Genomic DNA, 12,465 nt, shown 5'->3' with positions numbered 1-12,465 from the left:
CCGTGTCCCGCCGGAGCCTCCCCATCCTCCTCGCAGCCGCCCTGTGCCTGACTCCCATATCCTCCGCCCTGGCCGATGACCGGTCCGACGCCGTCGATGAGCAAAACGAGGCGCAGCGCAAGCAGGCCGAGCTCGCCTCCTCCCTGGAGGGGGTCTCCGCCGACCTGGGGCAGGCCTACATCGACTTGCAGAACGCCCAGACCAGCCTGACGAACGCTGAGACCGAGCTGAAGACCTCGGAGACGACCCTGAAGGAGAAGGAGCGCGAGAAGAAGACCGCCGCCGATCGCCTCGCGATCGCCGAGAGCGTCCTTGAGCGGATCACCGCGGAGGCCTCCGCCTCGCAGTCCGCCGCCGATGAGACCTCCGGCTCCGTGGCCCAACTCGTCGTGTCCGCCTACCAGGGCGATACCTCGGTGACCTCCCTGACCTATGTCCTGGAGTCGGGCTCCGCCGAGGAGCTCAGTTCGCGCGCCGAGACGTTGCAGATCGCCTCCGGCATCCAGGAGTCGGTGCTGTCGGCCGCCGAGGCCAAGCGGGCCCAGGACGCCAACCGCAAGGCGCGCCAGGATGCCGCCACCAGCCGTGTCGCCACCCTCAAGGCGGATGCCGACGCCGCCGCCACCGCCGCCCAGGCCGCGCGCGATGACGCCAAGACCAAGCGGGACAACGTCTCCACCCTGGCGGCCCTCAAGGCCAAGGCCGCTTCCGACCTGGAGGCCCGCAAGACCGACCTCGAGGCCCAGCAGGCCCAGGCCGCCAAGGACGCCGATGCTGCCGCGGCCAAGATCGCGCAGATCGACGCCAAGAACCGGGCCGCCTACGCCGCCGGTCAGACGGGAGTCTCCTCGGACTCCATCGCCGCGGACTCCCTGGGAGCGGGATACATTGGCCACCCGATCTCCGGGCCGCTCGTCGTCACCTCGCCCTTCGGGTACCGCATCCACCCCGTCACCGGGGTCGGCGTGGGGCACCAGGGAACGGACTTCGCCGCCGCCGCGGGCACTCCGCAGTACGCCTCCGTGTCGGGAACGGCCACCTACTGGGACTCCCCGTCCTGCGGGATCGGCGTCGACATCAACGCCGGCTACATCGACGGGCACTCCTATGTCATCACCCTGTGCCACCTGTCTGGGCGGGCGATCGCGGACGGCCAGTACGTCAGCCGTGGCGACGTCGTCGGCTACACCGGTTCCACGGGTTACGCGACGGGCCCGCACGTCCACTTCCAGGTCGCGCGGGACGGCGTGTACATCGATCCCATGACACTGCCCGGCTTCTGAGCCCGGGGCGGAGCCCCCAGCGCGAGGGGCCCCGTGCGGCGAGTAGACTGTCCAGTCCGCGCGCCGCGCGCGCCACCGGAGCCCGCCAGGGCCCGGCGGCGCGGAGATCGCATCGTGAACCGGAGGGAGACGACCATGGCCTCATCGGGCAGGGCGGGGCAGGGCAAGCCCAAGAAGCCGACACCGGGCGAGCGCGCCAAGGCCGCCTCGGACGCCCACAAGACGATCGCCCGCAACAAGAAGGCCCGTCACGACTACTTCATCGAGGACCGCTACGAGGCGGGACTGGCGCTGACCGGCACGGAGGTCAAGGCCCTGCGCATGGGGCGGGCCTCACTGACCGAGGCCTGGATCGAGATCGACCGCAACGGCGAGGCCTGGCTGCAGGGCGCTCACATCCCCGAATACCTCCAGGGCACGTGGAACAACCACGCCCCACGCCGCAAGCGCAAACTCCTCCTGCACCGCGCCGAGCTCGCCAAGCTCGCCGCGCGCGTGGCCGCGAAGGGCTTCACCATCGTCCCGCTGGAACTGTACTTCCTCGGTGGCCGGGCGAAGCTCGAGATCGCCCTGGCGCGGGGCAAGCAGGACTGGGACAAGCGGCAGGCGCTGCGCGAGGCGCAGGACAACCGCGAGGCGCAGCGCGCCATGGCGGCGGCCAACCGGCGCCGGGGCTGAGCACTGGGACTCCGGGCGGTCCGGCCCGTGGCCGATCTGGACCGCGTCATGGATGGCCTGCTATGGTGGGGGGCCGCCGTGGGCGTGCCCAGTGGGCTCGTCGGCGGTGCAACTCCATAGGGGATGATCGGTTTCGACGACGGTCATGGGTTCAGGAGAAGCGGGTCGAGGATGCGCAGTCATCTCGTCAACGCTCTGCGCGAACCTATAGGTGCCGATAACACTCGCACCGACTTCGCCCTCGCCGCCTGAGCGAGCCTCGAAGTCCGTCAGCCCGGGGACTGCTTCCGCCCCGGTTCCTGGCGTCATCTAGGGAGCCACTGCTGAGGAACCGTGTCGGTAGGTTCCTCGGGACTCCTCATCGACTGAGCCCGTCGGCGTCCTTGCTCGCGTGAGACGCCGGGGCCGAGAAAATCACTAGCGAGCTGCGCCCGGAGAAGTCCTGTTGCATGCCCGTCGGACCGGGGTTCGATTCCCCGCATCTCCACCCATCCTGATGGCCCCCGCACCGCCTGGTGCGGGGGCCATCGGCTTGCTCGCGCGCGAGCTCCTGCGCCCTCACCCCGCAGAAACCGTCTCGGCCCGGCGTTGCGCCCTCAAACTGCGAGGATGAGGGCGCAACGCCGGGCTGAGGCGGTATGTGGGGCGCGAGGGCGCAACGCCGGGCTGAGGCGGTATGTGGGGCGCGAGGGAGCGTCAGTCCAATTGCTCGAACTTGCGGGCCCAGGCACTGCGCACGGGGTTGGCGTCGGCGATCATGGCGTCGAAGCGCTCATCGGCGATGTCGACGATCTCGCTGATCGTCGTGCGGGCCTCGCGCTCGGGGGAGGCCTCGACGCGGTTCCAGCCCCGGGAGATGAGCTGGGAGCGGTCGGCCAGGCGCTCCACGCACATGACCAGCGGGCGGTCGAAGCGATCGTGGTAGGCCTCGGACAGCGCCCGCAGCTCGGCGGCCTCGGCGTCGTTGAACTCGCCCAGGGCCAGCGAGGCCGTGTCGAGCCCTGCCTGGGGATCATCCTCGGCGCCCTGACCGAGGATGAGGTCGACGATGTCCCGGTAGTTGGCGGTCAGGGCGGCCTGCTCCACGCCGTTGGCGGACAGCACGACGTCCTGGAAGGCTCCGCGCAGTCGCGCGGTGGACTCGTAGGGGAGGCCCTCCCACACCCGCTCGGCGGGCCAGGTGACGCCAGCGTGCATGGGGGAGAAGGCCGCCACGAATCGCTCGCGGTCCATGGAGTTGACCTCCTCCAGGTTGACCGGGCGCCCGTCCAGGCGCGCCACATCCGGGCCGGCCTGGCGCCCCACGTGGAAGAACAGCAGGTTGAGGACGATGGCGGTGATCGAGCCGATGGTCACGCCCGAGCCGAAGAGGATCGCGAGCCAGGACGGCATCAATCCCGCCAGGTCGGGCTTGAAGGTCACCAGGAGGGCCAGGCCGATGGAGGAGGAGACGATGACCGCGTTGCGGTTGTCGTGCATGTCCACCTTGGAGAGCGTCTGGATGCCCACGACGGCCACGGAGGCGAACATGGCCAGCGACGCCCCACCGATGACGGGGGAGGGGATCGCCGCGACGACGGCCCCCGCCTTGGGCAGCAGGCCCAGGAGGATCATGAGCCCGCCCGCCGCGGTGACGACCCACCGCGACCTCACCTGGGTCAGGCGCACGAGCCCGACGTTCTGGGCGAAGCAGGTGTAGGGGAAGGAGTTGAAGATGCCGCCCAGGAGCGTGGACAGCCCATCGGCGCGCAGCGCGTTGGCGATGTGGCGCGGCGTGATCCGCTTGCCGACCACCTCCCCGGTGGCGAAGACGTCGCCGGTGGTCTCCACGGCGGTCACCGCCATGACGATGGCCATGGACACGATGCCGGCCAGGGAGAATTGCGGGATGCCGAAGAAGAAGGGGGAGGTCAGGCCCACCGGCGCCGCGGCGGCCACCCCGGAGAAGTCCGCGTCTCCCAGCGCCAGGGCCGCCGCCGTGGCGGCGACGAGGCCCACGAGGACGGCGATGGTGGCCATGAAGCCCTTGAAGACCCGCTGCACGAGGAGGATGACGCCCAGCGTCCCCAGGGCGTAGAGCAGGCCCTTGATCGTCAGGGCCGCGACCTGCGCGTCGGTGGAGCCCTCGGGGGCGCTCGCGCCCCAGGAGACGATGTCACCCGCGGACACGCTCATGAGGGTCGTGCCCATGACGGTCAGCAGCGTGCCGGTGACCACCGGCGGGAAGAACCTCAGCAGGCGGGCGAACCAGGGCGCCGCGAGGAAGGTGAGGATGCCGGCGGCGATGATCGAGCCATACATCGCGGCCAGGCCCGCGTTCCCGCCCTGGCCCCCGGAGGCCGTCAAGCCGATCGCGATGAGGGGGGAGACCGCCGTGAAGGTCACGCCCTGGATGAGGGGCAGCCGCACGCCGATCCTGGGCCCCAGGCCCGCCGACTGGATGATCGTGGCGATGCCGCAGGTGAAGAGGTCTGCGTTGATGAGATGGATGGTGGTCGCGGCATCCAGGTGGAGGCCGGAGGAGATCACCAGGGGGACGACGACGGCGCCCGCGTAGAAGGCGAGCACGTGCTGGACGGAGAGGATCGAGAGCCTGCCGATCGGCGGCACGGCGTCGACCGGGTCGACGGTCCTGGCAGGCGTGGCTGGGGTGGTGCGGCCCTGCGTCATGCGGTCTCCCGGGGTGCGGAGAGGGACAAGAACAGCGCCATTGTGTCCCGCCCCGGCCAGCGGGGGAAAACCGGCCCCGTCGGCCAGGCCGCGCTGAGGGCGCCGGGGTGGAACGTCCGAGGCCGGGCACTCAGGGCCGGGGCGGGCGGGGGGAGCTCAGGGCCAGGACGAGTGGGGCGTAGTGCTTGTGGGTCGCCTCGCGGTAGGCCTCGACGTCGCCCCTTCGCGCGGCCTCAAGCATCTCGCGGTGCGCCTTGGCCGTGGTGATGATGTCCTCCGCGGCGGGCGCGTCCATGAGCGGCACTGTCAGGGTGTGCACGGCCCAGAAGGCGTCGATGAGGTGGGCCCACAAGTGGTTGGCGAGGGGCTCCAGCAGCCGGGCGTGGAAGGCCTGGTCCTGCTCGGAGAAGGTCTTGCCCTCGGCGGCGAGCTCCTCCATGTCGTCGATGTAGCCGTCGAGGACGGGGTCGGGGCGGCCCTTCCACGCCTTGACGACGTCGTCGGCCAGCGCGCTGTCCAGGGTCATGCGCACGTCGACGACGTCGCGCAGGCTCGCGTAATCATCGCCCGGGGCCAGCAGGCCCCGGAACACGAGGGACTCGACCATCGGGCGCATGGAGACCTGGCCAACGAACATGCCTTGACCATGGCGGACCTCCACGATGTCGAGGGCGACGAGCGTGCGGACCGCTTCGCGCACCGAGGAGCGCGACACGCCGAGGTCGGCGCACAGCTTGGACTCCGTGGGCAGCGGATCGCCCGGTCGGAGGTGGTGCGAGAGTATGTAGTCCTTGATCGCGCTCATCGCGGTGGACGCCTGGGTCATCGGCGCCGGGGATAATGCGACGTAGGTGTTGCGCAGGGCTCTTCCCGAGGGCACGTGGGACACACCTCACTTTCTCGCTCTTCGGTTCGGCGATCGGGTCGTCGGTGACCAGGATCTTATAGAGATTCTGACACGGCGCTGCCAACGATTGGCTGGGAGCGGGCCGAACCTGTTAAAGTCATCCTACCTACGTCGGACATGAGACGTCAGATCTTCAGGAGTCCATCAATGGCGATTTCACTTCCCCGCGCTTCCCGGCGCGACTTCATCAAGATCAGCTCCACCGTGGGCATGGCCGCCGGCATTGCGGCGACGCTCGCCGCCTGCGGTGGTGGGACCGCCAAGAAGCCCAGCACTGGCGCTGGCTCCTCGGCTGCCCCTGATGTTGAGGTGACCAACAAGGACGGCGTCATCACCGCCGGCATCTCCTACGAGCTCGGCACCAACGGCTACGACCCGATGACGACGACGTCGGCCCTGACGATCGCCGCCAACTGGCACACCATGGAGGGCCTGACCGAGATCCACCCCGCCACCCGCGAGTGCTACCCGGCCCTCGGCGCCGCGCTGCCCACCAAGGTCAGCGACACGAGCTACGAGGTTGCCCTGCGCGACGGCGCGGTCTTCTCCAACGGCACCGCCGTCACCGCGGAGGACGTCGTCTTCTCCTTCGAGCGGGTCCTCAACCCGGACAACAAGTCGCTGTACGCCTCCTTCCTCCCCTTCCTCGACAAGGTGGAGAAGAAGGACGACAAGACCGTCACTCTCACGCTCAAGTACCCCTTCTCGCTGGTCGCCGAGCGCATCGCCGTGGTCAAGGTCGTCCCGAAGGCCACCGTCGAGGCCGACGCGAAGGCCTTCGACCAGATGCCCGTGGGCACCGGCCCCTACGTCATGAAGGACAACGGCGCCGCGTCCAAGACCGTCGTCTTCGAGCGCAATGACAAGTACAGCGGCTCCAAGCCCGCCCTGGCCAAGTCCATGACCTGGCAGATCCTGCCCGACGACACCACTCGCACCAACGCGATGAGCAACGGCACCGTCCAGGCGATCGACGCCGTGCCCGCCGCCCAGATCACCGCCATGTCCGCCCCGGTCAAGGTCAGCGCCGAGCAGGGCTTCGGCCTCCTGTTCGCGATGTTCAACTGCGGCTCCGAGGCCATGAAGGACGTCAAGAACCGCCAGGCGATCCTCTACGCCCTCGACTACGTGTCGATCTGCAAGAACGGCATGGCCGGCCTGGCCACCCCGGCCACCTGCTTCGTTCACAAGGAGCACCCCGCCTACCGCGCTGCCAAGGTGGACTACTCCAAGGGCGGCGCCGAGAAGGCCAAGGCCCTCCTGGCTGAGACCGGCCTGAAGGCCGTGCGCCTGCTGTGCTCCGACCACGGCTGGTTCTCCTCGGTCCGCCCCATCATCAAGGAGAACCTTGAGGCCGCGGGCCTGACGGTCACCTATGAGGAGAAGAAGTCCGCCGAGGTCTACAACACCATCGACAGCGACCCTGACTCCTATGACATCGTCGTCGCGCCCGGGGACCCCTCGGTGTTCGGCAATGACGCGGACCTGCTCCTGCGCTGGTGGTACTCCGGCGACACCTGGATCGACAAGCGCATGCACTGGAAGGGGCAGGAGTCCCAGGTCAAGGTCCAGGAGATGCTGGACGCCGCTGTGCAGAAGACCGGTGATGAGCAGGTCAAGGCCTGGCAGGAGGTCTTCGACGCCATCTCCGAGGCCGTGCCGGTCTACCCGCTCTTCCACCGCAAGACTCCCACGGCCTGGAACGGCGACACCCTGGTCAACTTCAAGCCGATCACTCTGACCGGCCTGTCCTTCATCGGGGTCGGCTCGAACAAGAGCTGAGGCCCGTGGGCTCATCCGCCTGAGGCGCGCGCGGCGCTCCCCCTCTCGTCGGGGGAGCGCCGCGTCGCGATTGGCGGGTCAGCGCCAATTTGCCATTGAACATCAGACGTCAGACAATATGTCTGAGGTCTCCCGACCGGCCCCTCGCGCCCCTGGGCGCCGGGGCGAGCCGGCAGGCCACCCACCGCCCGCCTGGGCGGGACACCGAAGCAAAGGAGCACTCCAGTGTCCAACCTCATCCGCCTGATTGGACGGCGCCTGCTGGCGCTGCCCGTCATGGTGCTGGGTGTGACGCTGCTCGTCTTCGTCGTCATGTCTTTCTCCTCGGCAGACCCCGCGCGTCTGGCGCTGGGCGAGGCGGCATCGGCGGACGCCCTCGAGCAGTACCGGATCGACCACCACCTCAACGACCCCCTCCTGACCAGGTTCTGGGACTACCTCGTCGGCCTCGTCCAGGGCGACCTCGGCCAGAGCTTCACCGGCGTCGACATCAGCCGGCTCATCTCGGACGCCTTCCCCATCACCCTCCAGATCACCCTCATCGGCCTGGCCGTGGCGATCATCATCGCGGCGGTTCTCGGCATCATCGCGGCCCTGTACCGCGATCGCTGGCCCGACCAGGTCATCCGCGTCGTCTCCATCGCGTGCCTGGCCACCCCCTCCTTCTGGCTGGCGCTGCTCCTCATCCAGTGGCTCACCGACGTGCCCGGAGGGGCGGGAATCTTCCCGGCGCTCATCACCAACTGGGTCCACTTCTTCGACGACCCCGGTGAGTACGTCCGCCAGGTCTTCCTCCCGGCCCTGGCCATCGCCGTGCCCAACATCGGCTCGCTCACCCGGGTCGTGCGCACCGCCATGGTCGAGGAGCTCGATCGCGACTACGTGCGCACCGCCATCGGCGCCGGCATCCCCAAGCGCATCGTCGTGGCGCGCAACGTCCTGCGCAACGCGCTCATCACCCCGCTGACGGTTCTGGGCCTGCGCGTGGGCTACGCGATGGGAGGCGCCGTCGTCATCGAGATCATCTTTAACATCAAGGGCATGGGTCAGCTCATCCTCGATGGCATCACCCGCAACGAGGTCAACATCGTTCAGGGCGTCTCGATTACCGTCGCGCTGGCGTTCATCGTCATCAACATCATCGTCGACATGCTCTACGTCCTCGTCAACCCGCGAATCAGGAGCGTCTGATGCTGCACCGCCGCACACTCGAGAAGGCCGCCAAGCCCGGCCTGCGCTTCCAGGGCTGGAAGACCCTGCCGTTCGGCTCCAAGATCGCCGTCGTCGTCCTGCTCGTGATCCTGCTCATGGGGCTCTTCGCCCCGTTCATCGCCACCTACAGCCCCTCCACCACGGGTCTGGCCGAGGGAACCACCTACCAGGAGGGGATCGGTGAGATCACCACGGTGACCGTGGGCCCCAATGGCGAGCAGTTCTTCGGCACCGACAAGACCGGGCGCGACGTCTTCTCCCGCGTCGTCTACGGCTCGCGCGTGTCCATCGTGGTCGGCCTGTCGGCCACGGCCCTCGCCCTGGCCGTCGCCGTGGTCCTGGGCGCCATCGCCGCCACCGCGCGCAAGTGGATCTCCGAGGTCCTCATGCGCGTCCTGGACATCCTCATGTCCTTCCCGGGCATCGCCCTGGCGGCCGTGCTCGTCTCCGCCCTGTCCCAGAGCCTGCCGATGCTCCCGGTGATCATCGTGTCGATCGCCATCCTCTACATCCCGCAGCTCACCCGCGTCGTGCGCGCCAACATCCTGTCCCAGTTCGGGGAGGACTACGTGGCGGCCTCCAAGGTCATGGGCGCCGGCGTGCCCTGGATCCTGGCCAAGCACGTCGCCCGCAACTGCCTCGCCCCGATCATGGTCTTCGCGACCGTGCTCGTGGCCGACGCGATCGTCTTCGAGGCCTCGCTGTCCTTCATCGGCGCGGGCATCAAGTCCGTCAACATCCCCACCTGGGGAAACATGCTCTCCGAGGGCAAGGAGCTCCTCCTGCAGGGGGCCTGGTGGCCGACCTTCTTCCCCGGCCTGATGATCCTCATCACCACCCTGTGCCTCAATGTCCTGTCCGAGGGCCTCACCGACGCCATGGCCTCGCCGCGCATCCGCCGCAAGGTCGACGTCCAGGCCGATGAGGAGGCCATGGAGGCCGTCGAGACCGCCAAGGCCTGGGATGAGGCCGGCGCCGCCGTCGAGGCCAACGCCTCGGCCCCCGAGGGCGCCGCCGAGGGCGGGGCGATGAGCAGCCTCACCGGGATCGTCGAACCCGCCGCCGAGGACGTGCCGCTGGCCGAGCGCCTCCGGCAGCTGGCGGTGGCGGAGCGCGAGCGCGGCGACCGCCTCGTCTACGCCGACACGGGCGCCGCCCCGATCCTTGAGGTCAAGAACCTGTCCATCGCCTTCCCCGCCCAGCACGGCGAGGTCAACATCGTCGATGACGTCTCCTTCTCGGTGCGCCCCGGCGAGACGATGGGCCTGGTCGGCGAGTCCGGCTGCGGCAAGTCGATCTCCTCGATGGCCGTCATGGGACTGCTACCCCCGACCGCCCGCATCTCCGGCGAGATCCTGTTCAAGGGCAAGAACATCCTCGAGATGACGCCCGGGCAGCACAACGCCCTGCGCGGCCACGAGATGAGCATGATCTACCAGGACGCCCTGTCGTCCCTCAACCCCTCGATGCTCATCAGCGCCCAGATGAAGCAGCTCACCTCCCGCGGGGGCAAGCGCACCGCCGTCGAGCTCCTCGAACTCGTGGGCCTCGACCCCGAGCGCACCCTGAAGAGCTACCCCCACGAGCTCTCCGGCGGTCAGCGCCAGCGCGTCCTCATCGCCATGGCGCTGACCCGGGACCCCAGCCTCGTCCTGGCCGACGAGCCCACCACCGCCCTGGACGTCACCGTCCAGAAGCAGGTCGTCGACCTCCTCAACGACTTGCGCGAGAAGCTCGGCTTCGCGATGGTGTTCGTCTCCCACGACCTGGCGCTGGTCGCCAAGCTCGCCCACCGGATCACCGTCATGTACGCCGGCCAGGTGGTCGAGCAGGCTGAGACCACCGAGCTCCTCGTCAACCCGACCCACGAGTACACCCGGGGCCTGCTCGGCGCCGTTCTGTCCATCGAGGCGGGCTCCAACCGCCTCCACCAGGTCCGCGGCACCGTGCCCAGCCCCTCGGAGTTCGTTGCCGGCGACCGCTTCGCGCCGCGCTCCTCCCACCCCACCGTGGGCCTCGAGACCCGCCCCACCCTCAAGCCGGTCGATGGCAACCCGGACCACGTCTTCGCCATCACCCCCGAGCTCGAGGCGATCCTCGCGAAGGAGGCCCACTGATGGCCGCACGCACATCCCCTCGTGGCACCGCCGACGGTGCCTGGACCGAGGCTGATCCCGTCATCGAGTTGAGGAACGCGCACGTCATCCACACCTCGCGCACCGGCAGCCTGTTCAAGCCCGACACCGTCCACGCCGTCAACGACGTGTCCCTGACGGTGCGCCGCGGCGAGACCCTGGGGCTCGTGGGCGAGTCCGGCTGCGGCAAGTCGACGACGGCGCGCGTCATGGTCGGCCTGCAGCCCCTGACAAAGGGTGAGGTCTACTTCAAGGGCAAGCGGATCGGCCACACGGCCGCGGACCGCAAGGCCCTGGGCCGCTCGGTGTCCGTGGTCTTCCAGGACCCCGCCACCGCGCTCAACCCGCGCATGATCGTGCACGACACGCTCATCGATCCGCTTAACGTCCACGGCATCGGCAGCCCCAAGGAGCGCGAGGCCCGCGTGCGCGACCTCCTGCACCTCGTGGGCCTGCCGCCCAGCGCCCTGGACGTCCTGCCCCGCCAGATCTCCGGCGGTCAGCGCCAGCGCGTGGCCATCGCCCGCGCCCTGGCCCTGGATCCCGACATCATCGTGGCTGACGAGCCCACCTCCGCCCTCGACGTCTCCGTGCGGGCCCAGGTGCTCAACCTCCTCCAGGACCTCAAGGCCACTCTCGGCCTGGGCCTGGTGTTCATCAGCCACGACATCAACACCGTCCGCTACGTCTCGGACAAGATCGCCGTCATGTACTACGGCCGGATCCTCGAGATGAACGCGACGGCGGAGATCTTCAACAACCCCCAGGAGAACTACACCAGGACGCTGCTGTCCGCCGTGCCGTCCCTGCTTGAGGGCTGAGCGCGCCGCGCCCAGTGCTCACTCCCATCCCAGCAATCAGGAAGAGAACCTTCATGGACACCCGCTTCACCGGCGTCATCCCACCGGTCGTCACCCCCTTCACCGCCAGTGGCGACGTCGACTACGAGGACCTCGACAAGGTCATCGACCACCTCATCGACGGCGGCATGCACGGCCTGTTCGTGCTCGGCTCCTCCGGCGAGGTCGCCTACCTCACCGACGCCGAGCGCGATGAGATCGTCAAGAGGACCGTCGCCCGCGTTGCCGGCCGGGTGCCGGTGCTCGCCGGCGCCATCGACACCACCGCCAAGCGCGTCATCGAGCACGCCAAGCGCGCTGAGGCCCTGGGCGCCGACGGCATCGTCGCGACCTGCCCCTTCTACGCGCTCAACGACGAGGAGGAGTTCGCCGCCCACTTCCGGGCCATCGCCGCGGCGATCTCGATCCCCCTGTTCGCCTACGACGTCCCCGTGCGCCTGGGCGGCAAGAAGCTCTCCCGCGACCTGCTGGTGAGCCTGGGATCCGAGGGCGTCATCGCCGGCGTCAAGGACTCCTCCGGCGACGATGTCGGCTTCCGCCGCCTCGTGGCTGCCAACGAGAAGGCCGGGCACCCCCTGGCCCTCCTGTCCGGCCACGAGCTCATGGTCGACGGCATGCTCCTGCTGGGCGCCGACGGCTTCGTGCCCGGCTACGGCAACGTCGAGCCGCGCCCCTACCGGGAGATGTGGGACGCCTCCCGCGAGGGTGACTGGCCCCGCGTGCGCGCCATCCAGGACCGGATCGCCGCCGGCTTCGAGGCTGTCTTCGCCGTTCAGGGCCGCTCCGCCGACGCCACCGGCATCGGCGCCTTCAAGACCGCCATGGTCGAGCTCGGCATCATCAAGGCCAACTACGTCGCCTTCCCGATCAAGCCCCTCGAGGGCGCCAACAAGGAGGCCGTCGTGGCTGTCATGAAGGAGGAGGGCCTCATCTGAGGC

9 protein-coding genes and 1 other RNA gene are annotated in these 12,465 nt (G+C 69.0%); 8 read left to right on the top strand and 2 right to left on the bottom strand.

Translation table 11 applies throughout. The features are described from left to right. The first annotated feature begins 2 nt into the window (after positions 1-2). The 3 genes from GVV75_RS10470 to ssrA all read left to right on the top strand — a co-directional run bounded on the left by GVV75_RS10470 (position 3) and on the right by ssrA (position 2,451). Positions 3-1,283, top strand: a complete 1,281-nt coding sequence (locus GVV75_RS10470) for a M23 family metallopeptidase (protein WP_159524121.1) — start codon at positions 3-5, stop codon at positions 1,281-1,283. Between the two features lie 135 nt (positions 1,284-1,418). Beyond that, positions 1,419-1,961, top strand: a complete 543-nt coding sequence (gene smpB / locus GVV75_RS07800) for an SsrA-binding protein SmpB (protein ID WP_159524142.1) — start codon at positions 1,419-1,421, stop codon at positions 1,959-1,961. A 119-nt stretch (positions 1,962-2,080) separates the two neighbouring features. Next, positions 2,081-2,451: a transfer-messenger RNA gene (gene ssrA / locus GVV75_RS07795) on the top strand. 206 nt (positions 2,452-2,657) lie between these two features. Here the strand turns inward: ssrA and GVV75_RS07790 are convergent. Then, the gene (locus GVV75_RS07790) at positions 2,658-4,631 is read right to left on the bottom strand and encodes a solute carrier family 23 protein (protein WP_159814239.1); all 1,974 of its coding nucleotides are present in this window, start codon (positions 4,629-4,631) and stop codon (positions 2,658-2,660) included. Between the two features lie 130 nt (positions 4,632-4,761). After that, positions 4,762-5,457, bottom strand: a complete 696-nt coding sequence (locus GVV75_RS07785; protein WP_175994125.1) for a FadR/GntR family transcriptional regulator — start codon at positions 5,455-5,457, stop codon at positions 4,762-4,764. Between the two features lie 228 nt (positions 5,458-5,685). On the opposite strand from GVV75_RS07785, the gene GVV75_RS07780 reads away from it, so the two are divergent. The 5 genes from GVV75_RS07780 (at position 5,686) to GVV75_RS07760 (ending at position 12,462) form a co-directional block, all read left to right on the top strand. After that, positions 5,686-7,320 (top strand): ABC transporter substrate-binding protein, encoded by a 1,635-nt coding sequence (locus GVV75_RS07780; RefSeq protein ID WP_159524119.1) that lies wholly within the window; start codon positions 5,686-5,688, stop codon positions 7,318-7,320. 225 nt (positions 7,321-7,545) lie between these two features. Continuing rightward, on the top strand, positions 7,546-8,511 hold the full coding sequence (locus GVV75_RS07775) for an ABC transporter permease (RefSeq protein WP_159524118.1): 966 nt from the start codon (positions 7,546-7,548) through the stop codon (positions 8,509-8,511). Beyond that, positions 8,511-10,649 (top strand): dipeptide/oligopeptide/nickel ABC transporter permease/ATP-binding protein, encoded by a 2,139-nt coding sequence (locus GVV75_RS07770; protein WP_159524117.1) that lies wholly within the window; start codon positions 8,511-8,513, stop codon positions 10,647-10,649. The genes GVV75_RS07775 and GVV75_RS07770 overlap by 1 nt, the downstream gene beginning before the upstream one ends. Then, complete coding sequence (locus GVV75_RS07765) at positions 10,649-11,488, top strand: ATP-binding cassette domain-containing protein (RefSeq protein ID WP_159524116.1); 840 nt, start codon at positions 10,649-10,651, stop codon at positions 11,486-11,488. Before GVV75_RS07770 ends, GVV75_RS07765 begins: the two co-directional genes overlap by 1 nt. Positions 11,489-11,541: 53 nt before the next feature. Beyond that, positions 11,542-12,462 (top strand): dihydrodipicolinate synthase family protein, encoded by a 921-nt coding sequence (locus tag GVV75_RS07760; RefSeq protein ID WP_159524115.1) that lies wholly within the window; start codon positions 11,542-11,544, stop codon positions 12,460-12,462. The last annotated feature ends 3 nt before the right edge of the window (positions 12,463-12,465 follow it).

The organism is Actinomyces sp. zg328, from assembly GCF_009829635.1.
GTDB classification, from domain to species: Bacteria; Actinomycetota; Actinomycetes; order Actinomycetales; family Actinomycetaceae; genus Actinomyces; species Actinomyces marmotae.
This window is presented reverse-complemented; position numbering and strand designations above follow the sequence as displayed.

Coding starts and splice junctions, on each gene's coding strand:
- smpB (WP_159524142.1), top strand. CDS start 1,419: ATGGCCTCATCGGGCAGGGCGGGGCAGGGCAAGCCCAAGAAGCCGACA.
- GVV75_RS07790 (WP_159814239.1), bottom strand. CDS start 4,631: ATGACGCAGGGCCGCACCACCCCAGCCACGCCTGCCAGGACCGTCGAC.
- GVV75_RS07785 (WP_175994125.1), bottom strand. CDS start 5,457: ATGACCCAGGCGTCCACCGCGATGAGCGCGATCAAGGACTACATACTC.
- GVV75_RS07780 (WP_159524119.1), top strand. CDS start 5,686: ATGGCGATTTCACTTCCCCGCGCTTCCCGGCGCGACTTCATCAAGATC.
- GVV75_RS07770 (WP_159524117.1), top strand. CDS start 8,511: ATGCTGCACCGCCGCACACTCGAGAAGGCCGCCAAGCCCGGCCTGCGC.
- GVV75_RS07765 (WP_159524116.1), top strand. CDS start 10,649: ATGGCCGCACGCACATCCCCTCGTGGCACCGCCGACGGTGCCTGGACC.
- GVV75_RS07760 (WP_159524115.1), top strand. CDS start 11,542: ATGGACACCCGCTTCACCGGCGTCATCCCACCGGTCGTCACCCCCTTC.